This is a genomic window from Thalassospira sp. MCCC 1A01428 (genome assembly GCF_002115825.1).
Taxonomy (GTDB): Bacteria; Pseudomonadota; Alphaproteobacteria; order Rhodospirillales; family Thalassospiraceae; genus Thalassospira.
The window spans coordinates 165,844-191,603 of record NZ_JFJZ01000003.1 but is presented as its reverse complement, the minus strand read 5'-3'; the positions used below and the strand labels follow the sequence as shown (position 1 = coordinate 191,603).

General features: G+C 51.6%; 22 protein-coding genes. 12 read left to right on the top strand and 10 right to left on the bottom strand.

Annotation, left to right across the window (positions count from 1 at the left end):
- Positions 1 to 9: 9 nt before the first annotated feature.
- The 5 genes from THS27_RS03840 (at position 10) to THS27_RS03820 (ending at position 6,349) form a co-directional block, all read left to right on the top strand.
- Positions 10 to 1,053, top strand: a complete 1,044-nt coding sequence (locus tag THS27_RS03840; RefSeq protein ID WP_085588037.1) for an ABC transporter ATP-binding protein — start codon at positions 10 to 12, stop codon at positions 1,051 to 1,053.
- Positions 1,001 to 2,137: a PotD/PotF family extracellular solute-binding protein gene (locus THS27_RS03835; RefSeq protein WP_210402818.1), complete on the top strand. Its 1,137-nt coding sequence runs from the start codon at positions 1,001 to 1,003 to the stop codon at positions 2,135 to 2,137. The genes THS27_RS03840 and THS27_RS03835 overlap by 53 nt, the downstream gene beginning before the upstream one ends.
- Positions 2,138 to 2,141: 4 nt before the next feature.
- Entirely contained in the window at positions 2,142 to 2,972 is an 831-nt protein-coding gene (locus THS27_RS03830) for an ABC transporter permease (protein WP_085588033.1), read from the top strand.
- Positions 2,973 to 3,277: 305 nt separating this feature from the next.
- The gene (gene uvrB / locus THS27_RS03825) at positions 3,278 to 5,419 is read left to right on the top strand and encodes an excinuclease ABC subunit UvrB (protein ID WP_085588031.1); all 2,142 of its coding nucleotides are present in this window, start codon (positions 3,278 to 3,280) and stop codon (positions 5,417 to 5,419) included.
- A gap of 186 nt (positions 5,420 to 5,605) precedes the next feature.
- Complete coding sequence (locus THS27_RS03820; protein WP_085588029.1) at positions 5,606 to 6,349, top strand: type II toxin-antitoxin system death-on-curing family toxin; 744 nt, start codon at positions 5,606 to 5,608, stop codon at positions 6,347 to 6,349.
- Between the two features lie 94 nt (positions 6,350 to 6,443).
- Here the strand turns inward: THS27_RS03820 and THS27_RS03815 are convergent, their stop codons facing one another.
- The 6 genes from THS27_RS03815 to THS27_RS03785 all read right to left on the bottom strand — a co-directional run bounded on the left by THS27_RS03815 (position 6,444) and on the right by THS27_RS03785 (position 15,949).
- Entirely contained in the window at positions 6,444 to 6,803 is a 360-nt protein-coding gene (locus THS27_RS03815) for a cupin domain-containing protein (RefSeq protein WP_085588028.1), read from the bottom strand.
- 114 nt (positions 6,804 to 6,917) lie between these two features.
- Positions 6,918 to 7,886, bottom strand: coding sequence for a protein-methionine-sulfoxide reductase catalytic subunit MsrP (gene msrP / locus THS27_RS03810; protein ID WP_085588026.1), 969 nt, complete (start codon positions 7,884 to 7,886; stop codon positions 6,918 to 6,920).
- A gap of 225 nt (positions 7,887 to 8,111) precedes the next feature.
- Positions 8,112 to 8,582, bottom strand: a complete 471-nt coding sequence (locus THS27_RS03805) for a Dps family protein (protein ID WP_085588024.1) — start codon at positions 8,580 to 8,582, stop codon at positions 8,112 to 8,114.
- A gap of 142 nt (positions 8,583 to 8,724) precedes the next feature.
- Complete coding sequence (locus THS27_RS03800) at positions 8,725 to 10,809, bottom strand: elongation factor G (protein WP_246832828.1); 2,085 nt, start codon at positions 10,807 to 10,809, stop codon at positions 8,725 to 8,727.
- Positions 10,810 to 12,829: 2,020 nt separating this feature from the next.
- Positions 12,830 to 14,209 carry an adenylate/guanylate cyclase domain-containing protein gene (locus THS27_RS03790; RefSeq protein ID WP_085588268.1) on the bottom strand — a complete coding sequence of 460 codons (1,380 nt, stop codon included), beginning with the start codon at positions 14,207 to 14,209 and terminating at the stop codon, positions 12,830 to 12,832.
- Between the two features lie 357 nt (positions 14,210 to 14,566).
- Positions 14,567 to 15,949, bottom strand: coding sequence for an adenylate/guanylate cyclase domain-containing protein (locus THS27_RS03785; RefSeq protein WP_085588018.1), 1,383 nt, complete (start codon positions 15,947 to 15,949; stop codon positions 14,567 to 14,569).
- Between the two features lie 410 nt (positions 15,950 to 16,359).
- On the opposite strand from THS27_RS03785, the gene THS27_RS03780 reads away from it, so the two are divergent.
- The 6 genes from THS27_RS03780 to THS27_RS03760 all read left to right on the top strand — a co-directional run bounded on the left by THS27_RS03780 (position 16,360) and on the right by THS27_RS03760 (position 19,657).
- Positions 16,360 to 17,643, top strand: coding sequence for a site-specific integrase (locus THS27_RS03780; protein WP_085588016.1), 1,284 nt, complete (start codon positions 16,360 to 16,362; stop codon positions 17,641 to 17,643).
- 12 nt (positions 17,644 to 17,655) lie between these two features.
- Positions 17,656 to 18,468, top strand: a complete 813-nt coding sequence (locus tag THS27_RS03775) for a hypothetical protein (protein ID WP_085588014.1) — start codon at positions 17,656 to 17,658, stop codon at positions 18,466 to 18,468.
- Between the two features lie 111 nt (positions 18,469 to 18,579).
- Positions 18,580 to 18,759, top strand: a complete 180-nt coding sequence (locus THS27_RS03770; RefSeq protein ID WP_085588013.1) for a helix-turn-helix domain-containing protein — start codon at positions 18,580 to 18,582, stop codon at positions 18,757 to 18,759.
- Positions 18,759 to 18,920, top strand: coding sequence for a hypothetical protein (locus tag THS27_RS26855; protein WP_168184817.1), 162 nt, complete (start codon positions 18,759 to 18,761; stop codon positions 18,918 to 18,920). Before THS27_RS03770 ends, THS27_RS26855 begins: the two co-directional genes overlap by 1 nt.
- A complete protein-coding gene (locus THS27_RS03765; RefSeq protein ID WP_085588011.1) occupies positions 18,917 to 19,198 on the top strand; it encodes a hypothetical protein in 282 nt (93 codons plus the stop codon). Before THS27_RS26855 ends, THS27_RS03765 begins: the two co-directional genes overlap by 4 nt.
- Positions 19,199 to 19,261: 63 nt before the next feature.
- Entirely contained in the window at positions 19,262 to 19,657 is a 396-nt protein-coding gene (locus THS27_RS03760; protein ID WP_168184816.1) for a helix-turn-helix domain-containing protein, read from the top strand.
- A 1,357-nt stretch (positions 19,658 to 21,014) separates the two neighbouring features.
- On the opposite strand, the gene THS27_RS03755 is transcribed toward THS27_RS03760, so the two are convergent.
- Complete coding sequence (locus tag THS27_RS03755) at positions 21,015 to 21,923, bottom strand: LysR family transcriptional regulator (RefSeq protein ID WP_085588006.1); 909 nt, start codon at positions 21,921 to 21,923, stop codon at positions 21,015 to 21,017.
- Positions 21,924 to 22,291: 368 nt separating this feature from the next.
- Positions 22,292 to 23,242, bottom strand: coding sequence for a thioredoxin-disulfide reductase (gene trxB, locus THS27_RS03750; protein WP_085588004.1), 951 nt, complete (start codon positions 23,240 to 23,242; stop codon positions 22,292 to 22,294).
- 337 nt (positions 23,243 to 23,579) lie between these two features.
- On the opposite strand from trxB, the gene THS27_RS03745 reads away from it, so the two are divergent.
- The gene (locus THS27_RS03745) at positions 23,580 to 24,068 is read left to right on the top strand and encodes an Lrp/AsnC family transcriptional regulator (RefSeq protein WP_085588002.1); all 489 of its coding nucleotides are present in this window, start codon (positions 23,580 to 23,582) and stop codon (positions 24,066 to 24,068) included.
- Positions 24,069 to 24,148: 80 nt separating this feature from the next.
- Here THS27_RS03745 and THS27_RS03740 read toward each other — a convergent pair whose 3' ends face one another.
- Both THS27_RS03740 and THS27_RS03735 read right to left on the bottom strand, forming a co-directional pair.
- Positions 24,149 to 24,661: a GNAT family N-acetyltransferase gene (locus THS27_RS03740; RefSeq protein ID WP_168184815.1), complete on the bottom strand. Its 513-nt coding sequence runs from the start codon at positions 24,659 to 24,661 to the stop codon at positions 24,149 to 24,151.
- Positions 24,662 to 24,877: 216 nt separating this feature from the next.
- Positions 24,878 to 25,699: an FkbM family methyltransferase gene (locus THS27_RS03735; protein ID WP_085587998.1), complete on the bottom strand. Its 822-nt coding sequence runs from the start codon at positions 25,697 to 25,699 to the stop codon at positions 24,878 to 24,880.
- Between the last annotated feature and the right edge of the window lie 61 nt (positions 25,700 to 25,760).

Genomic DNA, 25,760 nt, shown 5'->3' with positions numbered 1-25,760 from the left:
ACAGAACCTATGAAATCTCTAGAACTTGAAAACGTCTGCAAGAAATTTGGCGAAGCGGTGGCTGTGACCGACATGAGCATGCATATCCTGACGGGCGAGCTTGTATCGCTTCTTGGGCCATCGGGATGTGGCAAGACAACAACGCTGCGTATGGTCGCCGGATTTGTCGAGCCAAGTTCTGGCTCCATACGGATCAACGGTCGAGACGTTACAAAACTGGCCCCCTATGAGCGCAATACCGCATTGGTTTTCCAATCCTATGCGCTTTTTCCGCACATGACAGTTGCGCAGAATGTTGGTTTTGGCCTGGAAATGCGAAAGGTTGGCAAGGCGGAGCGCGAAGAAAAAAGTATCGAAGCACTTAAGCGTGTCAGGCTCGATCATTTATCGGATCGTTACCCGCGTCAGCTTTCAGGGGGGCAGCAACAGCGGGCAGCTTTGGCGCGCGGGCTTGTTTTGAACCCGGATATATTCTTGCTAGATGAACCGCTTTCCAACCTTGATGCCAAGTTGCGCGGAGAAGTGCGCAGCGAAATTCGCGGACTTCAGCAATCTTTGGAACTTACCACCCTGATGGTTACCCATGATCAGGAAGAAGCGCTGACCATGTCCGACAAACTGGTGTTGATGGAAGCAGGCAGCGTGCGCCAATCAGGCACGGCACAAGATCTTTACGAGCAGCCAGCCGATGCCTTTGTCGCAGATTTTGTCGGGCGTTCGAATGTGATCAAGGGCCGTATCGAGGACGGAAAGTTCCGAACCACAGACGGCACCTTTATGCCGACCCTGCCAGGGGCGGTGGCGGATGCGCAATATTACACGTTGCGGCCCGAAAAGATCAGCTTGTCGCGCGAAGGCGACGGGGTCGAAGGGACCCTGCTTGAGCGCCTCTATCTCGGTGCGCAGACCGAATACACGGTTAGGGTTGGTGAAACTTCTATCTCTGTCGTCACAGCAACTCCCGGACCTGACGACATGCGTGCTGGTCTGCGTGTCGGGGATGCGGTTCGGCTTGCGTGGGATGTCGCGTCGGTACGGCTTCTTAATAACTAACAATAAAAAACACCAAAATATCAAATACATATATCAGGAGAGACTTATGCCTAATTTAACCCGTCGTTCTTTTCTTGCTACAGCAGCTGCACTGTCGGCTGTTTCAGTTTTTCCCAAGAACCTGATGGCGCAAACAAACGATGTTGTTGTCGGCACATGGGGCGGCACTTTTGGTGATTTGCTTAAGGTAAATGTCGACGAAGCCGTTATGCAGCCTGCGGGCTACAATATTCTTCAGGAAATATCTGGTCCGGTACCTCGCCGCACCAAGCTGATTTCCGAACGGATGCAGCGTCGTGGCAGCATGGATGCCGCCTTGTTGGCCGATTTTGACATGTATGCTGCGGCCAAAGTTGGCGCAGTTGAGAAGCTTGATGCTGCGAATGTTCCCAATTACGACAACATTCTTCCGTTTCTGAAAAAGGCACACTCGGTACCTTTGATTTATTCCGCGCATACGATTGTTTATCGCAAGGATCTGATCACGACCCCGCCTCAGTCGATCGCGGAACTTTGGAATCCGAAATATAAGGGAAAGATCGGGCTGAGCGATTTTCTCTATACCTCCAATATGGCGTATGCGGCGATCCACAATGGCGGCACGCTGTCGGACTTTGACGGAAGTGAAAAGGGTGTTGCCGCCTGGAAAGAGCTTGATGCGAAACTTTTGCCGTCGACAGAGGCCGTCGGTCAGGCGTTGGCATCTGGTGACATCTGGATAACAATCATTTCTGCTGCGCGCGGTTACAGCTGGTCCAAATCCGGAATTGATCTGGGATGGGTTGTGCCCGAAGAAGGCGCTTTCCCTGCCGTTTACGAGGCTACTGTGCCGAAGAATGCCCGCAACCCGGAAGGCGGCATGGCCTATATGAATGCGCTGCTTGAACCTTCAGTCCAAAAGGCCTTTGCCGAAAAGATGGGCTATTTACCCACCGTGAAAAACGGCCATATCAGCCCGGAACTTGAAGAGAAAATCGGCTTTTCCGAAGCAGAACAAAATCGCCTATGGCAACCGGATTTCGACTTTATTCTGGAAAATCAGGCCAAGCTTCTCGATACCTGGAACCGTGTGCTCAAAGGCTAACAAAATGGCAAAACTTGTTCTTCCGGCGGGACTTCTCGTTCTTCTTCTTTTGGGCGGCCCCATGTTGTTGATGTTGCGGTATTCGTTTAACGAATATGATCCGCTTTATATCATGCAGCAGGCCTTCACATTCGAGAATTACGCCAAAGCTGTTGTCGATCCGTACTATCAAAAAATCCTGATGACGACGATCACTGTGGCCCTGACATGTACGGTGTTAACGACACTTCTTGCCTATGGCCCTGCCTATTGGCTGGCAAGAATGGAAAGCCGCTGGAAGAGCAAGCTGACTATTCTGACAATGTTTCCGTTGCTTGTGGGCGGGGTGGTGCGTTCGGCAGGGTATCTTGCGCTTTTAAGTACAACCGGGCTGATCAATGCAACGCTTTTGGGGCTAGGCATTATCTCCGAGCCTTTAACGTTGCTCTATACGCCCGGCGCAGTGATCTTTGCGACAGTTGGCATTGTGCTGCCCTATATGATCCTAACGCTTGCATCGGTGATCGAAAGTATTCCCCGCCAGGTCGAAGATGCGGCTGCCAATCTGGGGGCACGTCCGGCAACCGCGTTTTTTCGGGTGCTTGTTCCGCTCTCATTGCCAGGTGTTTTGGCCGGGGCTTCATTGGTGTTCATCCTTTGCATGAACGCCTATGCAACGCCTTTGTTGCTTGGGGGGCCGCAATTCCAAATGATGGCACCTGCTGTTTATGAACAGTTTGCAAAGGCATCGAACTGGCCTTTTGGTGCGGCACTGGCCTTTATCTTGCTGATGGTCACGGTCATTCTTACGACAGTGGGCAGTTCTGTTATCGCCAAACGATATAAAGCGGGTTGAACACTTTATGCCAAAGCGCGTTGATCGAAACCGACCAACGCGCCCCTCAATCGGCTGGCGGGCTTCGTAAAAGCCCTTGTCTTTCGCGGCACGCGCCGCGGCGGCGTCGTCGCGCCTAACCAGACCTCCATGAGTCCTTCTCATAGAGGTCTGCTCTTATATCCCCGAAAGCGGGCTGTGCCACTTTCGGGGATGCCTGATTTTTCAACATAATGACAACCCCTGTCAGGACCTGTCAGGAGCAGGGCTTGCGATTGGGCATATCTTCCCTATAACTAGGGAAGGATATAACAGGGGTCTGCCCGATGAATGCACTACCCGAAATGTTGTTAAAACGCCGCCCGCCGGTCGAAGGATCGCGCAAGTTCAAGCTGGTGACGGAGTATGAACCCTCTGGCGACCAGCCTCAGGCCATTGCGGAGCTTTATGACGGGATAGAACAGGGCGAACGCGACCAGGTTTTGCTGGGCGTTACCGGGTCGGGCAAGACATTTACCATTGCCAATTTGATAGCCAAAACCCAGCGCCCGGCACTTGTGCTGGCCCCGAATAAAACGCTGGCCGCCCAACTTTATTCCGAGATGAAAAGTTTTTTCCCGGAAAATGCGGTGGAATATTTCGTTTCCTATTACGATTATTACCAGCCCGAAGCCTATGTGGCACGGACCGACACCTATATTGAAAAAGACAGTTCGATCAATGAACAGATCGACCGGATGCGCCACGCGGCCACCCGTGCCATTCTGGAACGTAACGATTGTATTATCGTGGCGTCGGTGTCGTGCATTTACGGTATTGGCGCGGTGGAAACGTACCTGGAAATGACGCAGCGCATTTCGGTGGGCGATGAAGTTGACCGCAACGACATTATGAAACGCCTGGTCGAACTGCAATATACCCGCAACGATGCCGCCTTTACCCGTGGCACCTTTCGGGTGCGCGGCGACGTTTTGGAAATTTTCCCGGCCCACTCCGAAGACCGCGGCTGGCGGGTATCGATGTTTGGCGACGAGGTTGAGGAACTGACCGAGTTTGACCCGCTGACCGGGCACAAATTTGCCAATATGGATTCCGTCACCGTTTACGCCAATTCGCACCATGTCACCCCGCGCCCAACCCTGGTACAGGCAATGTACGGGATTAAGCAGGAGCTGAAAGACCGGCTGGCACAGTTTCAAAATGAAGGTAAATTGCTGGCGGCCGAACGGATTGAACAGCGGACAACCTTTGACCTTGAAATGATGGAGACGGTGGGCCACTGCAAGGGGATTGAAAACTATTCCCGCTGGCTGTCGGGCCGTAACCCCGGCGAACCGCCCCCGACATTGTTTGAATATTTGCCCGAAAATGCCCTGTTATTTGTCGATGAAAGCCACGTTGCCGTGCCGCAAATTGGCGGCATGTTCAAGGGTGACTATAATCGCAAATTCACCCTTGCCGAACATGGGTTTCGCCTGCCCAGTTGTGTCGATAACCGCCCTTTGAAGTTTGACGAATGGGAAGCCATGCGTCCGCAAAGCGTGTTTGTGTCGGCCACCCCTGGCCCGTGGGAAATTAATAAAACCGGCGGTACATTTGTCGAACAGGTGATCCGTCCGACCGGCCTGATCGACCCGGTATGTATTATTCGCCCGGTGGAAACCCAGGTTGATGATCTGCTGGCCGAAGCCAAGGATTGCGCCCAGAAAAGCCAGCGCGTGCTGGTAACGACTCTGACCAAACGCATGGCCGAGGATCTGACAGAATATTTGCACGAAAACGGCGTGCGGGTGCGCTATTTGCATTCCGATATTGATACGTTAGAGCGCATAGAGATCATTCGTGATTTACGCTTGGGCGTGTTTGACGTTTTGGTCGGTATCAACCTGTTGCGCGAAGGGCTGGATATTCCCGAATGTGCGCTGGTGGCCATTCTCGATGCCGACAAGGAAGGGTTTTTACGGTCCAAAACATCATTGGTGCAAACAATTGGCCGTGCTGCGCGTAACCTTGACGGTCGGGTTATTTTATATGCCGATAAAATGACTGACAGCCTGGATTATGCGATTGGCGAAACCAACCGCCGCCGCGAAAAACAGGTGGCCTATAACGAGGCCCATGGCATTACTCCGGCCTCGATCCGCAGCCGTATTCACGATGTCATCGAAAGTGTTGCCGAACACGATTATGTCACGGTTGATACCGGCGTTTCGGGCGATGTGATGATTGGGCATAATTTGCGTGCCCATATCGAAGACCTTGAAAAACGGATGCGTCAGGCGGCTGGCGATCTGGAGTTTGAGGAAGCAGCAAGGTTGCGCGACGAAGTTAAACGGCTGGAAAGCCAGGAATTGGGCCTGTCGCAGGCCGGGCCAATGGCGCGTGACATTACACCCAAAGATGGCTCTGCCGGCCCCGGTTCCAAATCGGCTAACAAGCCTAAATACAAGGGTCGCCAGCGTAAATGATTGTAAATTTAATCGCGCTTGTTGGAATGTAAACCTTCCAGAGGGAAGTGTGTTTTACAGAGACGAAATTAGGAGCCTGACAGGTCCCTAAATATGCTTATAGTATCAATGATATTCATTTTTATTGGTTTGATTTTTTTTTTGGATATATATTGATATTATATCAAGTGTTGCTAGGAGTGGGGCATGGCGAAACAACTTACGACGTCGCAAATTTTACATATTCATCAGTATCTGACTGAATGGTTTGAAAGATCAGATGATCCAATCTCTCCTCCCGGAATTAAGAATATGGATCTTCTTGAGTCGGCAGTTGCCCGACCATCGCAAAGCGCAGGGGGTAAAGATCAGTATATTACCCCATTCGAAAAAGCAGCTGCTTTGTTTCATTCGATTATAAATAACCATTCGTTTCATAATGGGAACAAGCGCACGGGTTTGATTGCGGCGTGCGTTACGCTGGACTCGTATGGACATTGGCTTGAGAAGTGCTCGGATGAGGAGTTGTTTGAGTTTACACGAATGACTGCTGCGCATGAATTGTGTGAAAATCGAACAGAAGAAGTTCCTATTATCTCTGATTGGTTTGAGAAAAATTCAAGAAAAAGAACTAAAATGGAAAAGCAGCTTAAGTTCAATGAGTTAAGGGATATTCTTTCTTCATTTGGGTTTGATGTCGACCCTCCATCTGGGGAGCGCATAAACATTTATAAGGATGGGTCTCATGTTGAGACAATACTGAAGCGTGGAATTCAAGGATTTCAGCCATATGATACACACTATATTTCTGGGCTAAGAAAACGTCTTAATCTTACGCCTGAATATAATGTCGATAGTGAGGTGTTTTATGGGGGGCTTCTGTCTGAAGATACTCTAAGTGAAATTATGGAAATACGTGGTGAGGTGGTTCGAAGGTTGGCAAAAACATAATTAATATTTTTAATTTTAATTATACCGAAAGTTTGATTTTAATGCCTTTGTTCGTTGTTTGTCTTTTTTGTCCCCTGAAGGTGCGGCTTAGTTTTTAGGGTGTTGAGTAATGCACGCCACGTCCATCAAAAAACACAGCCAGCCATACGGTTTCGGTGTTTTTTTCGGTCCAGACCACGCGGTGGCGGCAATGGGGCGGAATATATAAATGGTCGCCCGGTTTTAAAACCCGGCCAGTATTTTCGTTTTCAAACAGGATTTCGGCACTGCCCGTAAGCAAAATAACCCATTCGGCAGGTTGCTGGTCATACCAGCCGGTTTCCGGCGATGATTGGCCATGCGACACAATGCGTTCGATCCGCAAGCACGGCGATCGCAGGATTTCGTCAAAAACTTCGCCTTTTGTGGCATCGGGAAGGGCGGAAAACAGGTTGGCAAATGTTGCGTCGGGCAAGATGGAACCCTCCGTTCAGGTTGTGCAAATTGCGCGCAACATAAACCAAAACGAAGGGCCGGCACAAAGCCGACCCTGACAAAGCAGCCATGCGTTTAAAACGCGAGCATGTGATTACATATACAGTTTTTGGTCGTCCATGCCTTTGTAAATGTCTGCGACATAGTCGGCATAGCCGTTAAACAGCTGGGTTGGTACTTCTTCCCCGTTCGACAATAACCGTTCCTGGGCCTGGCTCCAGCGGGGATGGGGAACCTTGGGGTTCACATTGGCCCAGAAACCATATTCGTTATCGGCAAGGCGTTCCCAATATCCGACCGGGCGTTCATCGGTAAAGGTGAACTTGACGATGGATTTAATGTTTTTAAACCCGTATTTCCAAGGGGTTACCAGGCGTAATGGCGCACCGTTCTGTTTGGGCAGGGGTTCGCCATAAAGGCCGGTTGCAATCATGGCAAGGTCGTTGGTGGCCTCGGCCATGGTCAGGCCTTCAACATAGGGCCACGGATACCAGAACTGTTTAAGGCCCGGCATGGTGTCTTCTTGCGACGCTGTTTCCATCCGGATGTATTTTGCCCCTGATGTGGGCTTGGCAAAAGCGACCAGGGCCTTCATCGGAAAACCGGTCCAGGGCACGGTCATCGCCCAGGCTTCCACACAACGGAACCGGTAAACCCGTTCTTCCAGCGGCATTTTACGGATCAGATCGTCAAAATCCATTTCCATCGGTTTTTCAACCATGCCATCAATTTTGACAGTCCAGGGGGTAATCTTCATCGCCTGGGCGGCATCGGAAATGAATTTGTGCGATCCGAATTCGTAGAAGTTATTATAAGTGGTCGCCTTGGCCTTGGGGGTTATGGCGCGGTCCACGGTATAGGCATCGTTATGTTTGGCCGGGTACAGGTCGGCATTGGGGCCAGCAGCCTGGGCAAAGGCGCGCCCAACCGGCAGGGTTGCGGCGGCAGCACCAAGGGTACCTGTGGCAATGCCTTTGATGAAATTGCGGCGGTTGCGATAAATGGATTCCGGCGTCGCCGCGCTTTCCGGTAATTCCCAGCCGCGCTTGCGTTTGATCAGCATGTGGTTTTCTCCTGTTCACTACGAATGGCGTGCGCCGTGTGTGTTCTAGAATTCCGCCAAAAACCGATTTGGGCAAGTCACGCCTCGGTGAGGGGGTGGTGATGGATTTGTTTTTACCTTGTCTGATACGCAAAAAAACATATGTCCGATCACCAAAAACGGCCCTGCACATACAGGGCCGTCTGGCACATATCGGTTCGGTTTTGGTCCGCAGGAACGCTGAACTCAGCCTTCAAGCAAGGAACGCAACATCCATGCGGTTTTTTCGTGGATTTGAATGCGTTGGGTCAAAAGGTCGGCGGTGGCATCGTCGTCGGCTTCGTCGCACAGCGGATAAAGGGCGCGTGCGGTTTTAATTACGGTTTCGTGGCCTTCAACCAGCTGCTTGATCATTTCCTTGGCGGCGGGAACGCCTTTTTCCTCGGGAATGGAGCTAAGTTCGGAATAGGCCGAAAAGCTGCCCGGCGCAAAAGCCCCCAGCGACCGGATACGTTCAGCCAGTTCATCAACTGCCATCGCCAGTTCGGTATATTGCTGCTCGAACATGGTGTGCAGGGTCTGAAACATCGGCCCGGTCACGTTCCAGTGAAAGTTATGGGTTTTCAGATACAACGCATAGGAATCAGCCAAAACACGGCCAAGCCCCGATGCAATGTCAGTACGGTTCTGTTCGTTAATACCAATGTCAATTTGCATGATGCTCTCCTGGCACTAAAATCTGGCTTGCGCCAACGATGTTGTCTGTTGATGGCGTCATTATCCTTCAGAACAAAAGATAATGCCAATCAGTAGTTTAATGTTTGAAGATAGATCAAATCTATTACTGGTGCGGGGCGGGTCATGCCTGAATTGCCGTTTCAGCGGCTTTGCCTGAAAGTTCCTGCATATGTGAAAATTGCCGGGTGAAAAAACCGGTTCCCTGGCTGACGGATCGTAATTCCAAAATCATATCGCGGGTTTCGCAACTGGGCATCCGCGCCTGTATTTCATCCCATCCCTGCCAGCCCGGCCGGGGGTTAAAGCCTAAAATCTGGCCCCGGCGGGTGCTGATCAGGCGCTGGGTCCTTGATGTGCATTCGCTTGGTACGACAAAGGTTACCTCGTCAACAGGTTCAAGCAACAAGGTGCCAGCCTGTTTTAAGCCATCGCTAATGGCAAGGCGTCCGGCCATTTGAAATGCCTGATCGGAACTATCCACGGCATGAAACGCCCCGTCGGTTACGGTCACGTGCAAATCGGTTACCGGAAACCCCAGGGGGCCGGTGCGTAATCCATCGAGAATGCCTTTTTGTATTGCATTAATATATTGTCGGGGAATTGCCCCGCCAACAATGGCATCGGTAAAGTCAAACCCGCTGCCACGGGGAAGCGGGCGGACCGAAATTTTAACGTCGCCAAACTGGCCGTGCCCGCCACTTTGTTTTTTGTATCGCCCATGAGCATTAAAACCCGACCGGATTGTTTCTTCAAAGCCGGTGGCAACGGCGGTGGTGCCAATATCAAGATGATAGCGTTCGCCAAGCTGGCCTAAAACCATTTGCAAATGGATGTCACCCTGGCCTTGTAAAATAACCTGGCCGGTGCGGTCGTGATGGTAAACCGACAGGGATCGGTCCTGTTCGCAGATATAGCGCAGGGCCTCGGTCAGTTTTACATCATCACCGGGTTTGTTTACGACCAGTGCCAGTTGGTAAAGGGGCGGTAACGGGGCGGGCCATAAATCGGCGGGGGTGCTGTCGTGGTTGCCAAGCAGCATTCCCGTACGGGCGTGGTTCATGCGGGGTAAACCCACAATGCTGCCGGTGGGGGCGCTGTCGATTTTGTCGTGGCGGTTGCCAAAAAGGGTGCAAATGCCGTTGGCATGATCGTTTAATAACGACTCGCCGTTCCTGAGCATACCTGACAAAACCCGACCCACGCAAAACCGCCCTTCATGAGGCAGATGAAATGTCTTGAAAATCTGGATGGAGGGGCTATCCCGGGTTGGGTCAATTCCCAGTCGATACGCCGCAATATCGGGTGCGGGTGCTTCGTGGCGCAGGGCTTTTAGCAGGCGACGAATTCCCCTGTCGCGTTCGGCGGCGCCGAAAAACACCGGTACAATCAGGTCGTTGGCCAGATCCCGGCCCAGGCTGGCATAAATTTCGCTGTTAGCCGGCGTTTGGTCTTCCAGAATTTGTTCCAGCAAGGTGTCGTCAAAATCGGCCAGTTGTTCAAGCAGGGCATCGCGGGCGGTGTTTTCGTCGGTTTTAGCAGGGCCGGGCAGGGCGATCAGGCGAGATGGCGTGCCATCATCGTGATATTCATAGGCCCGTTCGGATACCAGATCGACAAAGCCGGTAATCGTATCATTATCGGCATCGTCGCGGATCGGTATTTCGCGCAAGACCAGAGGGCGGGTTGTCAGGTCTTGCAGGGCGTTTAAACTGTTGCGAATACGGCTGTTGGCAGTGTCTGTTTTGTTAATAAAAATCAGATGTGGAATGCGATTATAGTCCAGAAATTGCAGGATTGGCGCTGCCGTTATCATTTTATCGGGGGCCGCTTCCACCACGACAATGGCAACATCGCACACCATTACCGCGTCCCGGCTGTCCTGGGCAAAATCAACCGATCCGGGACAATCGATAAAGTGCCATTCTTCCTGTAAATAGCTGGCTTTAACGATGGTTGGTTCCGTGCTCATCTGATGGTTGCGGGCATCAACGCTGCTGTCGGCAACGGTGGTGCCATCGCGGATCGACCCTTTGCGATGCAAGCTGCCGGTTGCCAGCAGCAAACTTTCCAGCAGGCTGCTTTTACCCGATGAATAAGGGCCGACAATGGCAGCACATCTTGGCGCATGAAGGTGGGGCGGTTGGGCCCCCTCCGGGCTTGGTTTGTCAGGGCTGTTCGGGGGGGTGGTTTGGGATGACGGGGGCACGGGCTTCTCCTTTTTGCGGGTTCGCATCAGGTGATTTCTGTTTCATGCCGAAAGTCAGGTGAAGCCACAAAAGGATGGTACAAAGCTGGCAGGGGGCAGCGCCTGACATGTGTTTTATCCGCCGGGTCGGTTATAAAGACAGGAGCATGGCGGTGTTGACGGTGATCAGGTGATACTGCAGGTCAAAGGGGCTTTTAATCACCGGTTTTGTTATGTTATGGTAATACAAAAGCAGCAGCATTTCCATTTTTAGCTTTGCGGGCGAATGCCATATTAAAGCCTTAATTCGCCTTGGAATTGCCATAACCGGCCTGCTTTCCAGCCTTAATCATCTGTCAGTTTCAACATTGTCAGCGGCAAATGGTCGGAACATTCTGTCCCCCCTCAATCGTCTCCGGCTTGCTCTCTTCGTCCCCCCGTACGAGAGCCTGAATGCCAAAAGCTGACAAAGGTCTCCCCAAGACCATTAGACCCCAAAATGGGGGCGGGCATTCCCCGCCCTCTTTTTTTTGAGGTAATGACGGGGTTTCATAACAATTTGAATTTTGTTCATAATGCCTTAATCTGCCCTGAAATTGCCTTATGTGGCAGGTTTTCATGCCGTATTTGAGCGGCATATTTTTACTTGTCGAACGCAGCATCAATTGGCGATGCGCCCCTCCCTCGTAATTCGCCAAGGCCTGACATCGTTGTCCCCAACAACGCTCTGCACCCCACAGGCCCCTGCATATCGCGTTCGACTGGTCTCCCCAAGGCCATCTGTCCCCCAAAAAAGCGAGCCAGGTTCCCCCGACCTGTCTCGTTTTTTGTTTTCCGGTCACCTGTAGGCTGATTGGTGATGTGACATAATTTCGACTTAAATTGACACGAAATGGCCCCGACTGGCCGAATTTCCTGCCGCAATCTGTCGGCATATTCCTACTTGTCGGACGCGATGACATCCGGTGCGGTGCCTCCCTCACCAACCACCGGTGACCTGATGTTTGTTCCCCCAACAACATCGCTCCCAAGGTCAAAAATTCCGCGTTCGCATGGTCTCCCCAAGACCATCTGTCCCCAAGAAAAGGCGAAGCAGGTCCCCCACCTGCTTCGCCTTTTCTTTTACGCGGGGGCGTTATGCAGGTTCGTCGGGAAAAGGGGGATGACGGCTTTCCAGGGCTGAAATGATTTTGCATCGGCAAGGGACGCCTGTTTTGGTCAAAGCGCATAACGTTGCGGGGGAATGCTGGAGTCCTTGCGTTTGGCGCGCGTTTATGTCGTGTCGTGCTATGCACAACTTGCCCTGTTACCGACATATCGGCCAGGGACAGCCAAACAGGAATGTTTCACGATAGATTTAAACTGAAAACATATCCTTGGGGATAATTGCGATAAGCCAAATTTCAAATGGGGCACAAAGTTGCCGCAAAAGGGCATGAAATGGCCCAAAGCGCCCGGTTTTCCTGCCGTATTCACAGGGCATATTCATCTTTATCGAACACGATGTACCGGTGCGGTGCCCTCCCTCACCAACCACCGGAACCGGAATACCACCCCCCTGATGGTATTCACCCCCACGGTTATTTCCGTGTTCGATATTGGTCTCCCCAAGACCATCTGTCCCCCAACGGGGTGGGTTCCCCTGACCCACCCCGTTTTCTTTGCCAAAATCACATATTTTTCAATGGTCTGGAATGTGGCAGCTTTGGGCTGAAAATGACGCGAAATGGCCTTTTGGCGATAAATTTCCCGCCCCATTTTGCCGGCATATTCATACCTGTCAGCAACGCATGGCCGATGTGGTGCCCCTCCCTCACCATCAATCGGCATCTGCCCAATCAGCCGTTCCCCCAACGGTTTTCATTCTGGCAGATCGTAAAGCGTGCTGACCGGTCTCCCCAAGACCATCTGTCCCCTGACGGGGTGGGTTCCCCCGACCCACCCCGTTTTCTTTTTTGTGCTTTTGTGGCGAAATCGCGATTTGTACAGGAACAGGCAGTGCCGGAACCGGGTTACAAGGGCCAGATGAAACCCGCTTTGTTTATGATGTGGTTATTCCCGACGGGACAGGGTGAAACGCGACATCAAGGCTGCGGTAATCGGTGCTAAAAATTGGTGTGGGCTGGCTGCGGCCCCGCACAGTTACGTCACCACGCGGGGTCCAGCGAGGCGCATCGGGTGTTGTTTGGCAGCAGGCCATTGTCGTCTCGGATACAAGGATATAGGTGCCAAACTGCTTGTTCAGGGGTTCCAGCCGGGCGGCGATATTTACTGTGTCGCCGTGAACCGTGAATGTCAGCCTGTTTTCCGATCCGATGGCACCGACATTGATGTCGCCGGTATTAATGCCACAACGGGTTTTAAGTTTACCGCCATGGCAAAAGGTTGTGGTTTCGCACAGGCGTTGAATTTCAAGGGCTGTTTTGACAGCATTTTGTCCATGATCGGCATCGGGTTTGACCGCGTTAAATGTGATCAGCATGGCGTCGCCCTGAAACTGGGTGATCACACCGCCAAACTTTTCAATCACGGCACTGGTGGCGCCGAAATAATCGATAAGCATATGGGCAAGTTCGGCAGGGTTCAGGGATTCGGATACGGTTGAAAAACCTTCGATATCGGTAAACATGACCGTGGCATTTACCGCTTCCCCATCGCCCGGGCGAATTTGATGTTCAGAAAGGGTTATTCTGTCTGCAACCTCGCGCGATACAAACCGTGACAGGTCCTGTGCGGCGATTTCTTCGCTTACGGCGCGCTTAAACGACCGTTGTGCGCGCAAAACCGCGATCGCCAATACCCCGGAAACCATCACAATGGAAATGATCTTGTCGATCTCGGCCCCGATCAAAATCGAATTGGATGTAAGATAGGTGACGTAATCGCGTGTGATCATGCTTTGGCCACCCTTGCTTTGCACGGCATACAAAACCAGTACCAGCCAGCCGGTTGCGGCACCGGCACCTGCAAGCAAAATATAGCGTGGATCAAACCGCAGCGCGCGCAACGCGATAAAGATGAACACATACATTATCGTCGGTGCCTTCAGATAAAAGCTGGCAGGCTGATCATTCTGGATGTGTGAACTCCAGATCAATATCATCAGCAAGGTAATATCCGCGATGACCGAAAGGGTCAGTACCGCGGCGGGCAGACGAACGCGATAAGACAGGGCAAGGCGGATAAAGGTAAACAGGAAATATAGCGCCAGGGCCCAGGGCAGGGGCTGTATGCCTTCATGCAGGTTTGTTTTGGGGGCCACGACATATAGTGTGCCAAATATCGTTACCAGTAAAAGCTGCACCCAGCCAATCAGCTGTTCACTATCGCTTTGCTGGCGGGCAATCGCATTGCTGACCCGTTCTGGCAGGCTGTTTTTTGATGTCTTGCCAAATAGAAATTCGGCGATGTTGTTCGTCATATTATATTCCCATCCCATTCCATCCCACCTGAAATATCGGCACATAGTGATTGGTCTTGTACGTCGTGCCAAGTCTGACATTGATACAAATGTGCAGGGCTATGTGCCCACAGGTGCAAATCACGGTATGCCGGGAAAAATCAACACCGCCACAGCATGTATGGGGCGATGACGTCGCCCCTGTTGCTATGTCGGGTTCGTTTCAGCCTGACACAGGATAGCCGAGCGGAAGGATTGGGCGGCGGGGGGTACGGAGATGCCAGATCGCCAGTGCCTGTTCAAATTTTGCACGGTGATGTAGGGCCGTTTGGCCGTTGCATCATCAGGTAAGTGACCTGGTATGCAAGGCTATGGGATTTATGATGTGGTAACGCCGGACAGATTTGGGGCGAAAACATCACCATATTCACGGTAATCGGTGCTGAAAATTGGTGTGGGCTGGCTGCGCCCCCTGACCGTAACGTCGCCGCGCTGGCTCCAGCGCGTATTGCTTGATGCATTATTGCCGCAATGGGCCAGTGTCGCTTCGGTCGCAAGGATATAGGTGCCAAACTGTTTGTTTAGCGGTTCCAGCCGGGCAGCAATATTTACCGTGTCGCCGTGAACCGTGAATGTCAGCCTGTTTTCCGATCCGATGGCACCGACAATAATGTCGCCGGTATTAATGCCGCAGCGGGTTTTAAGTTTGCCGCCATGGCAAAAGGTTGTGGTTTCGCACAGGCGTTGAATTTCAAGGGCTGTATTAATGGCGTTTTGTCCATGATCGGCATCGGGTTTGACCGCGTTAAATGTAATTAGCATGGCGTCGCCCTGAAACTGGGTGATCACCCCGCCAAACTTTTCAATCACGGCACTGGTGGCGCCGAAATAATCGTTAAGCATATGGGCAAGTTCGGTTGGGCTCAGGGTTTCTGATACGGTTGAAAAACCTTCGATATCGGTAAACATGACCGTGGCATTTACCGCTTCCCCGTCGCCCGGGCGAATTTGATGTTCGGAATGGGTTATTCTGTCTGCGACCTCGCGCGATACAAACCGTGATAGATCCTGTGCGGCGATTTCTTCGCTTACGGCGCGCTTAAACGACCGTTGTGCCCGCAAAACCGCAATCGCCAATACCCCCGAAACCATCACAATGGAAATGATCTTGTCGATCTCGGCCCCGATCAAAATTGAATTGGATGTCAGATAGGTGACGTAATTACGGGTGATCATGCTGTGGCCGCCCTCGCTCCACAGCACATATAAAACCAGTACCAGCCAGCCAATGGCGGCTGTCGCGCCCGCCAGTAAAATATAGCGCGGGTCAAACCGCAGGGTGCGCAAGGCAATGAAGATGAACACATACATCATTGTCGGTGCCTTCAGATAAAAGCTGGCAGGTTGCATATACTGGATATGAAAGCTCCAGATCAGCACCATCAGCAAACTGATATCGGCAACCACCGACAGGGTTAAAACCGGGGCAGGCAACAAAATACGGTAAGACAGGGCAAGGCGGGTAAACGTAAACAGGAAATAGAGTGCCAACGCCCACGGTACAGGGTGGAAACCGTCGCTCATGGCTGTTTTCGGGGCGACGGCATAAAGTGTACCAAATATCGTCACCAGTAAAAGCTGTACCCAGCCAATCAACTGTTCGCTGTCGCGTTGCTGGCGCGTAATGGCGTCGCTGACCCGTTCGGGCAAGCTGCTTTCCGGTGCCCTGCCAAACAGGAATTCGCCAATGTTATGCTTCATAATTGTGCCCTGTCCATGTGCGACGCCATAGTGATCGGTCTTGCTGCGCCTGCCAAGTCAGACATTTACACAGACGGTCACGCTTACGTGTCATAAGGTGCGGGGCAAAACATGGCGGATCATGGGAAGCGCTGGATAAAAGGGCTATTAGGAAGGTAAGTAAAATCCGGACAAAAAAAAGCCGGGCAACAAATGTGCCCGGCAAGTTTATCAGGGAGGCTTCACGTCTGGGAGTGATGAAATATAACGTTCGAGGCTTCACGTCAAAATTCGCTTTTGTTCGGTTTTAAATAAATATATCATGGCTTTAGTGTTCGTTATCGTTCGCCAGAAATTGTATGCAATTGTCGCGAAACGGATGCAAATTAGTCCCCAGCTAGTCCCCGGAGACGGGGCAGGAGTGACCGGCCATGCGAAAGCGCCTTACCGACCGTTTCCTTGCGACCCTGAAACCACCGCCCAAAGGGCGTCTGGAAGTCACCGACGATTCCGGGGCGGGGTTGGTATTCCGAATGTCGAGTGACGGGGCCTGTTCGTGGGCGGTACGCTATTCCATTGCCGGAAATCAAAAGCGCGTCACACTGGGCCGCTATGTGCAGGCAGACCCCAAAATCGGCATGACCCTTGCCAGTGCCCGGAAAAAGGCGGCGGAAATCACCGCAAGCGCCAAGGAAGGCACCGACCTGCCCGATAAGGAAGCCCGCCAGCGGGCAGAGGCCGAACAAGCCGCCAAGCGCCCCCAGACGGTCGAGTCCCTCTTGCGTCGCTATGTCGATGCCTATTGCAAGCAAAACCAGCGCAAATGGCTTGAAACCGAACGCATGTTTGAAAATCATGTTTACCCGATAATCGGGCGATTGCCGCTTTCGGATTTGCGCCGTGCCGATATTGTCGCTCTTCTGGACCATTTGCAAAATGACAAGGGCTTTACCGCACAAGTGAACCGGGTACGTAGCAATCTGATTGCCGCGTTCAACTGGGCGATTGAACGGGAATATCTTGATGCCAATCCGGCGGCGGCGGTGAAACGGCGCAAGATTGAAAAGCCGCGCAACCGGACCCTTTCGGACGCCGAACTGATTGCAATCTGGCAGGCGGCGGACAGATTGCCCTATCCGTCCGGGCCTTATCTGAAAACGCTTATGCTGACCGGGCAGCGTCGTGATGAAGTCCGGTGCATGACATGGGACGAAATCCGTCATGCAGCACTTGCAGGATGCCGGGACGGGGCACAAGCGGCGGGTGGCATGGCATGGGTTATCCCCGGCGAACGCAATAAATCCAAGCGCGACCATATCGTGCCGGTTTCCGGCCTGTTTGAAAGCCTTCTGGCAGACTTGCCGCGCCTGTCCGATGCACCCACCGCCCCGGTCTTTACTTCCAACGGACAAAAGCCCTATGCGGGAACCCGGCGGCTTAAGGAAATCATAGACCGCGAAAGTGGTGTGACCGGCTGGGTGTTTCACGATATCCGCCGGACGGTGCGGACAAATTTTGCCATACTGGGGGTATCAAGAGAGGTGGCCGAACGGGTGTTGAACCATGCCACCCCGTCACTGGAAGGCACCTATAACACCCATGAATACTGGCCGGAAAAACGCGATGCCTTGCAGCGGTGGGCGGATCGGCTGTCGATGATGCTTGAGGGCGGATCGGACAATGTTGTGCCGTTACGTTCTGGGGCAAGTGTTTGATTGGGACATCAAATGACGAATGATACGCAAGCTGGTAGTAATTTTCTTTACGACGAAACCAGTGCAGAGAATTTTATTAAGCCGACAATGAATATATATGAGGCCTTGCGCTGGATTGCTTTTGGGTTGCCGCCTCTAAAAACGCCAGCGTTGGAAGACATGTTTCGTTATGATGATGTTCTTGCCTGTCGGGAAGAAAAAGCGGGTCCGATTCCTGAATTGGCAACTGTCAAAATGTTCTACGATGAAGAAGCAGAATTGAAAAAAGCGCTTGTTATGGGAAGGCTGGGCGCACGTGGATTAGATGATGCCGACATTGCATGTGACGGTGAGTGGGGGCCTTCAGAAAAAGACTTGATTGATATTGACCAAACATTTTGGGAGTTGTTCGAAGGGTGGAGCTATCAGCAACCATACAGCCGAGTAAATTTTGGTTTTTGCGGTTGGTATGGGCATGTCCAGTTCAAAACAGATGCTGTGATTGCAATGTTTCCGATCAGTAGCCGCGTTCATAGAGATTGTGTCGGTGCCGAGAACGATATCTATCAATACTGTGGAGTGTCGGAGGTGTCTGAGGTGTCGAAAATCGGTCGCCCTAAAAAAGATAAAACACCTGTCTATAAGCGGATTATTATATTAGCAATGTCGGGAAGGCTTGACGAGCACCTCGACGAGCCAAGACGTGACAAAGCGATTTATAGCGTTATTGCCGAAGATTTGAGTGATGCAGGAATGCCTCTCAGGGAAGACACTATCCGAAGAGATTACGGGGTTGATGAGCTGATAAAAGCGGCAAGGGAAATGAGGGGAAAATTACTCAAATAATTAATCCCGAAATTATTTAATTAATCCCTTTTTCCCAAGTTTTTGCTGCGAATTGAATCCGTCAAAGTCCTCTTGTTCACGCAATGATGCGTTCAAACATGAGGTAACGAGATGACGTTGTTATATTCAATTCCAGATACATGTCGGCTGCTATCTATCGGTCGTACGACAGCATATCTTCTAATTCAGTCTGGGAAGCTGGAGGCGGTCAAGATTGGCTGTCGCACCCTGATCAAACGCCAATCGGTGTATGCGCTTGCAGGCCTTTCTGAAAATCAGGAGGGCAGCTAATGGCGATTCAAATTAAAAGCCCGGTATCGCTGGCGGGCGATATCCGGGCTACGGGTCTTTCAACTATCAGACAATCTCAGTTTAACGCAGCTTACCCGTTTGCACAATTCCTGTTTCCGCTGGCGGATATAGCCGGGGCAATGCTGGAGGGTGTGAAATGAGACATCCAAAGCAAACTATCCGCTTTCGCTTGCCCGGTGCAGGCTGGGCGTGTGTTGCCAATGGCCGGGTGGCATGGGCACTTGCGGAGTTGCTAAGGGCTGGAAAGCGCGGGGTTACGCCGATAGACAATCCTGGCCCCCGCTGGTCTGCCTACATATTCACCCTTAGGACCGAATATGGTCTTGATATCGAGACGGTGAATGAGCCGCACGGCGGACCTTATCCCGGCACACATGCCCGGTACGTCCTGAAATCCCGTATCGAGGTCGTGGAATGATTGTCTGGCGGTGGGGGCGTGATTGCCCCCGCCACCTTTCCGGTCATGCTGGAGGGTGGCAGAATGGGTAGCAGGACACGCCGGAAGCTTTTGCCTAATGGCCGCAATCAGCAAGGCCGTTTTGTGAAGCTGGAGCATTTCGAGATGAACTGCCCCGCCTATCGCGAAATGTCCCTTGCGGGGAAAGTGTCATTAATGGAATTTCGCCGCCGATACGATGGCGGAAATAATGGCGAAATCAGTTTCTCCGTCCGGGAACTTGCCGGGCGTCTGAATTGTTCGATCAATACGGCACACAAGGCGATTAAGGAACTGGAACGACTTGGCTGGATCAAGGCAGCCGTCAAAGGCACATTCACGCGCAAAAACCGTCACGCGACAACATGGATTCTGACTAATCAGCCATTGGGGGATGAATTGCCAACCAAAGAGTACGCAAGATGGCGACCGGAAAATTAAGACACGGTATCAAATTTTAATACTGTCGGTATCACCTGTTGAGACAGCCGGTATTATCTCTCCCCGCAAATCGGCCCTTACGGTCTTAATGTTTAATACTGAAACCGCGAAACTGCTGCTTTGACGGTATCACCTGTTGCGACACATATAGTTTACCATGTGGGGACGCGCCGAATTTTTAGAAGCGGTACGCAAGGGCGGGGCGGTTGAAACGTCGAATTTTCGGAAGCCGTAAAAAGGGGGGAGAAGATTTTTCCATAGTCACATGCGAGCGACAGGGGAGCAGATAATTTCGATTAACCGAAAAAAAGGGCGGTTATCCGGTTTGCGGGGGAATTTTTCGTATCCGTAAAAAAGGGGCGACAATCCGGGCCGGAAGGGTTTTCCGACATCGTATGTGAGAGAGCGGGACGGTTGCCAGCGTAGCATTAAGCGGCCTGTGCGATTGCCTCGGAAACCATACCGAGTTTCTGCAAATTAGTCCCCAGCTAGTCCCCAGAGGCAGTAACAAGGCAAAAAAAAGCCGGATACACAGGGTATCCGGCAAGTTTATCAGGGAGGCTTCACGTCTGGGAGACGTAGGACCCCTCTCGGGGCCCTGGGTAAGCCGGGCAGGGCGCCCGGCTAAGACCGAAAAACGGTCAGGGAGAAAACTCTGTACCGCGGTGCGGCGTTCACCGCTGCGGTTCGATTGAGAAAATAGCGATTTACCGGGCGAATACCACTGTCAAATTGCTTTTTCTGCCATGCGTAAAACGCATATTTCTTGTATAGGTTCCCGAAATAGTTCAAGTCATTGAAAGTAAATAAAACTTATGGGGTTGGGTGCTGACTTTCCGATAATGTTTCAAAAGTTCCAGTGGCATCACGCATTTGTGTCCATTACCGAAACAAAAAAAACGGCAGCCTTTGGGGGCTGCCGGGAGTCTCAACAGGGAGGCTTTTACGTCTGGGAGACGCGGAATCACTAGGAATCCAGACCAAATGACGTTTTGGTCAGACGCCCCGAAACGGGGATCGAAAAAGATGAAAAAAAGCATCGGTGTTGTGATTAACAACAACCATAAATGCAAATATAGGCATCTGATTTTTCGTTTAAAAATAGAAAAGATACAATTCAACCATGCGTAGGGCGCATGGCAAAAAAGTGTCAGTAAAATGAAGCTATTATGACGCGGCGAGATGATGTTGTGTGCAGTGCGGCGGGGTGTTCGCATTGCAAATCCGATAATCCGGCTTTTGTCAAAACCTGGCAGATAAACCCGGTGTTGTTTTGCAGCTATAAAACAACCCCCGCCAAACAGGTTTGACGGGGGCATAAGGTTTTGGTGCAAAATGTCGCCTGTGGCGCGTTGCTTCAGGCGTTGGCCGCCAGCCGTGCCTTTACTTCGCTGATTTTGTCGATCAGGAAGTCGCGGAAAACACCGATTCGTTTGCTATGGCGCAATTCTTCGGGATACACGAAATAGGCATCAAAACTTGGCCCTTCAAGTTCGGGAAGGATTCGGACCAGTGTGCTATCTGCCGGCACCAGATAATCTGGCAGGGCCGAAATCCCCAGGCCCGATTCGGTAGCCCGGTAGATGCCATAAATATTGTTCAGTTTCAAAATTGGCCGCATGTCGGGTTTGAATTGCAGCGCGGCGTTCATCATCCAGTTAACGTTCGACACCGGCGGCCTTGCGTCTTCGCCATAAATGATCAGGCGATGATCTTTAAGGTCTTCGGGTTTTTTGGGCATGCCGTGCGCCTTGATATAGTCGGGCGAGGCAAAGATATGATAGCGCAATGTCATCAACTGGCGCTGAACCAGATCGGCCTGGCGGGGCGGCTGCATACGAATGGCAACATCGGCCTCGCGCATGGCAAGGTCGAGTTCTTCATCATTCAAAACCATCGACAATTCAATTTCCGGGTAACGCTCCAGAAATTCATTGATCCGTGGTGTTAGCCAGATCGACCCGAAGGCAACGGTCGTGGTAATTTTAAGGGGGCCAGACGGGCGTTCTTTCGATTCGCGAATCCGCGCTTCGGCCATTGACAGTTTCGCAAACACATCATGTGCCGTGCGATACAGCAATTCACCCTGTTCGGTTAAAATAAGACCGCGCGCATGGCGGTGAAATAGCGGCACCTTCACACTTTCTTCAAGTGCGCTGATTTGCCTGCTAACCGCAGACTGGCTTAGATTCAGGTTTTCACCTGCGTGTGTAAAACTTCCTGCCTCGGCCACAGCGTGAAAGACACGCAGCTTGTCCCAATCCATTGACCTGCTCCTTTGTCACCATCGTTTGGTCGGCACAATGGTCCCCTGATTGCATTCCGTTTTTAAAAGCATTTGGTTTCCAGCTGGTTAACCGAAACTATTTGTTGCTTTTACAAGGCCGTCATCAAAGTAATATGAGGGCTTGTGTAGGGAGTGCAAGCAAGCATTCACGTTTGCAGCATTTTATCGCGGCCCGCATTGATGAAAATACCGTGATATTTATCGTCAAATTGCATGTAATCATGCCATTTTTGCCGGTTTTCGGGGCGTTAGCGCATTGCAACGCAAAAAAGGCCAAAGACAGTTTCCCGTCCTTGGCCTTTTAATTAAAGTGCGCCTGTTGTGATCCTGTCCACAACAGGGGACGATTATTCGCCTTGTTCGGCCAGAAATTTTTCTGCTTCAAGGGCGGCCATGCAGCCCATGCCCGCCGCCGTTACCGCCTGACGGTAAATTTTGTCGGTCACATCGCCTGCGGCATAGACACCGGCAATATTGGTGCGCGTGGTGCCGGGCTGAACCAGCACATAGTTTTCGTCATCCATATCGATTTGGCCCTGGAACACCTTGGTTGCCGGGTCATGGCCAATGGCAACAAAGAAACCGTCACACGGGATATCAAGGGTTTCGCCCGATTTGACATTGCGAACCTTGACGGCTTCAACCCCATCCATCGGGCCGTCACCGCCGAGGATATCCTCGATCACGCTGTCCCAGACCACTTCGATCTTTTCGTGTTTGAACAGGCGGTCCTGCAACATTTTTTCGGCGCGCAATTCACCGCGGCGATGGATCAGGGTGACCTTGCTGCAAATACCGGCCAGATACAGGGCTTCTTCGACGGCAGTGTTACCGCCCCCGACCACCGTGACCGGTTTGTTGCGATAAAAGAAACCATCGCAGGTGGCACAGGCCGAAACGCCGCGCCCGTTGAATTTTTCCTCGCCCGGCAGGCCCAGCCAGCGTGCCTGTGCCCCGGTCGATATGATAACGCTATCGGCGATATAGGTGGCACCGGAATCGCCCTTGCAGACAAAGGGACGCTTGGAAAAATCAACGTTGGTGATCAGGTCGTGGACCATCGTTGTGCCAACATGTTCAGCCTGGGCTTTCATTTGGTCCATCAGCCAAGGGCCCTGAATGACGTCGGCAAAGCCGGGGTAGTTTTCAACATCGGTGGTAATGGTAAGCTGACCGCCGGGTTGCAGGCCCATTACCATCATGGGTGCAAGATTGGCGCGTGCAGCATAAATTGCAGCGGTATAGCCAGCCGGGCCGGACCCGATGATAAGGACGTTAACGTGGTGTTCCTGGGCCATATGAGATTCGCCATTGCCAGATGTTGTGAAACAATAATCGGGATTGGGGAACGAACATATGGATGAAGGCGGAGTTGTGCAACAGGCGGAACACGCCAGTTGACCATTTTTCAGTACAATAACGAGAATGGCAGACATGCATTCATAGTGAGCCTTCAGCCCAAAAGTGTGCCGCAGGTTTTTTTTTCCACCAAAACGTTATTATTTTCGTGCGTGACAGCTGCTTTACGTTTGCGGAAAGTTGCAAAATTTGCCCGAATATATTATTGCCAGCCTTTGGCCCCGCTGTAATATTGTTTCGTTCGGGGTGGTATCAGCGCACAGAATCGAGGAATAGATGCAACGGGTCAAACTCGACAGGATCGACCGCAGAATTTTGCGCGATCTACAGGAAGATGGCCGGATGACCAATGTTGAGCTGGCGCGCCGTGCCGGTATTTCGGCGCCTCCCTGTTTGCGCCGCGTGCGTGCGCTTGAGGAAGCCGGGTTCATCCAGGGTTACCACGCCGATGTCGATGCACAGGCGCTGGGCTATAATGTGACGGTGTTTGCGCTGGTTGGTCTTTCCAGCCAGGCCGAGCATGATTTGCGCGCATTTGAAAAACGCGCCACTGACTGGCCCGAAGTGCGCGAATGCCACATGGTGGCGGGTGATATGGATTTTCTGTTGAAAATCGTCTCGCACAGCTGGGATGAATATCAGAAATTTTTGACGACCGAACTCACTGTGGCTGAAAATGTAAACCACGTGAAATCAGCCTTGTCGATTCGTACCGCCAAAAGCCAGCCCGGCGTGCCGATTGATGTGGACGTCGAAGACCAATAAGGGGTGTTTTGAACAGACATTGCCCCGTGTGTACCCCGTCAGGAAATGAACTGACGGGGTTTGTTTTGTCTGCTGTTGTTTTAAGATACCAGATCTGACGATGTTTCAAGGTCGATGCCATGGGCCAGCGCGGTCAGAACCTCGCCATCGATTTCATATTGCACAGCGCCGGAATTACGCGCACCAAGGCGCTGATAAAACCGGCAAGCGGCCTCGTTGCCAAGCAAAACACTCCACCAGATCGAAACATAACCGCGTTCCAGCGCCAGTGTCGCCAGCGCGGCCATAAGCTGTTTGCCGACTTTGGCAGATCGAAAGTCTGGCACAACATACAGCTCGGTCATCCATAAACCCGGCAGGGAATGGTCCGGGTTGTAGAACGGTTGAAAAATGGCTTGTCCGACCGGATGTTCCCCGTCAAAGGCGATCAGGCTTTCGATCAGGGGGCGGGGGCCAAACATCATTTGTTCGATGCTGTGGGGGCTGTGCGGCGGGTTGTCGTAGTCGAGTTCGACATGCAGCTTATTTGACATGTCGGCAACACTGGCACAGTCCGTTAATGTCGCCAGGCGGATATCAAACATTTCAGTCATGGAATTATCAGGTCCTATAAACGAAAAATGGCCCGATGCAAAACACCGGGCCATTCAGCTTTGACTTGCAAAAAAATTGAAAAATCAAAATTTATCCTTCAATTCAGAACGCACATGGCTCGTCGAAGTTAAACGATTGAGGGTATCCATAGAAAGATGATGCACAAGCATCATTCAACCAAGAGAATTGCTAACGCCTCTTGTCTCCTCGGCACCTTAATCAAAACGACGGAACAGAATATTGCGTGTGTCACCGGGAGCTGAGAATTCCGGGTCGTGTTTCAAGCCAAGGGATTCGATATGGTTGGCCAGCATCTTTTCTCGTGCCGACAAATCGTTACCTATGACCTCGATCAGGATGCTTTTAACATTTTCAGAGAGGGTTTTTTCCCCACCTTTGATGATTAGGTCTTCAATGCTGTCGACATCCAGTTTGATGTGATCGGGTTTGAGGATATCAAACGTCCGGATGAAATCGTCAATCGAATATCCGAGAACAGATTGTTTTATTGCATTTTCGATATGTCCCAAAGCATTTTCACTCGTGCCAAATGCATGCATGGAGTGTCCTGCCGCACTATTGGCCATATATAAATGATCAACACATGTGTGCTCTGAAAGGGCAATCGGAAAGGCCGAAACAAGATGGCCGCATTTATTCATTTCAATGTTACGCGCCAGAACTGCATAAGTTGCGGCATTAGGTTCGAAGGCCACGACATTCAATTTGCGTTCTACGGCGGCATAAATTGCATAAGTGCCGACATTGGCACCTATGTCCCATAAAACCTCGTCGCGAGGAATGGAATTTATCCATCGTATGGTTTCGGGCTCGCCATTAAATAAATGATCAGGATCGTGTGCCGCACGCGCTGTTGGGCAGCTAAAGTGGAGCGAGCTATTGGGACAGTTGACGGTGAGGGTTGGATCAAGAAATTCCATCACCTTGCCATGGGTCATGACTTTGCGGGATGCCGTCATGAAAAATGTTGATCCACGTACGAGGTGCACCAAGAAGGATGCAATCGTTTTACTCATTAGGCGTTCCCAATCGAAAGCAAAGTATCGGCCCGGCGCAAGGACTCAAACTTAAAAGTTT

What these genes read in the sequence shown, in the direction of transcription:
- THS27_RS03790 (WP_085588268.1), bottom strand. Translation starts at nt 14,209, where the DNA reads ATGACGAACAACATCGCCGAATTTCTATTTGGCAAGACATCAAAAAAC.
- THS27_RS03775 (WP_085588014.1), top strand. Translation starts at nt 17,656, where the DNA reads ATGACGAATGATACGCAAGCTGGTAGTAATTTTCTTTACGACGAAACC.
- THS27_RS03780 (WP_085588016.1), top strand. Translation starts at nt 16,360, where the DNA reads ATGCGAAAGCGCCTTACCGACCGTTTCCTTGCGACCCTGAAACCACCG.
- THS27_RS03760 (WP_168184816.1), top strand. Translation starts at nt 19,262, where the DNA reads ATGGGTAGCAGGACACGCCGGAAGCTTTTGCCTAATGGCCGCAATCAG.
- THS27_RS03755 (WP_085588006.1), bottom strand. Translation starts at nt 21,923, where the DNA reads ATGGATTGGGACAAGCTGCGTGTCTTTCACGCTGTGGCCGAGGCAGGA.
- msrP (WP_085588026.1), bottom strand. Translation starts at nt 7,886, where the DNA reads ATGCTGATCAAACGCAAGCGCGGCTGGGAATTACCGGAAAGCGCGGCG.
- THS27_RS03835 (WP_210402818.1), top strand. Translation starts at nt 1,001, where the DNA reads ATGCGGTTCGGCTTGCGTGGGATGTCGCGTCGGTACGGCTTCTTAATA.
- THS27_RS03765 (WP_085588011.1), top strand. Translation starts at nt 18,917, where the DNA reads ATGAGACATCCAAAGCAAACTATCCGCTTTCGCTTGCCCGGTGCAGGC.
- uvrB (WP_085588031.1), top strand. Translation starts at nt 3,278, where the DNA reads ATGAATGCACTACCCGAAATGTTGTTAAAACGCCGCCCGCCGGTCGAA.
- THS27_RS03740 (WP_168184815.1), bottom strand. Translation starts at nt 24,661, where the DNA reads ATGACTGAAATGTTTGATATCCGCCTGGCGACATTAACGGACTGTGCC.
- THS27_RS03830 (WP_085588033.1), top strand. Translation starts at nt 2,142, where the DNA reads ATGGCAAAACTTGTTCTTCCGGCGGGACTTCTCGTTCTTCTTCTTTTG.
- THS27_RS03745 (WP_085588002.1), top strand. Translation starts at nt 23,580, where the DNA reads ATGCAACGGGTCAAACTCGACAGGATCGACCGCAGAATTTTGCGCGAT.
- THS27_RS03770 (WP_085588013.1), top strand. Translation starts at nt 18,580, where the DNA reads ATGACGTTGTTATATTCAATTCCAGATACATGTCGGCTGCTATCTATC.
- THS27_RS03840 (WP_085588037.1), top strand. Translation starts at nt 10, where the DNA reads ATGAAATCTCTAGAACTTGAAAACGTCTGCAAGAAATTTGGCGAAGCG.
- THS27_RS03805 (WP_085588024.1), bottom strand. Translation starts at nt 8,582, where the DNA reads ATGCAAATTGACATTGGTATTAACGAACAGAACCGTACTGACATTGCA.
- THS27_RS03820 (WP_085588029.1), top strand. Translation starts at nt 5,606, where the DNA reads ATGGCGAAACAACTTACGACGTCGCAAATTTTACATATTCATCAGTAT.
- trxB (WP_085588004.1), bottom strand. Translation starts at nt 23,242, where the DNA reads ATGGCCCAGGAACACCACGTTAACGTCCTTATCATCGGGTCCGGCCCG.
- THS27_RS03735 (WP_085587998.1), bottom strand. Translation starts at nt 25,699, where the DNA reads ATGAGTAAAACGATTGCATCCTTCTTGGTGCACCTCGTACGTGGATCA.
- THS27_RS26855 (WP_168184817.1), top strand. Translation starts at nt 18,759, where the DNA reads ATGGCGATTCAAATTAAAAGCCCGGTATCGCTGGCGGGCGATATCCGG.
- THS27_RS03785 (WP_085588018.1), bottom strand. Translation starts at nt 15,949, where the DNA reads ATGAAGCATAACATTGGCGAATTCCTGTTTGGCAGGGCACCGGAAAGC.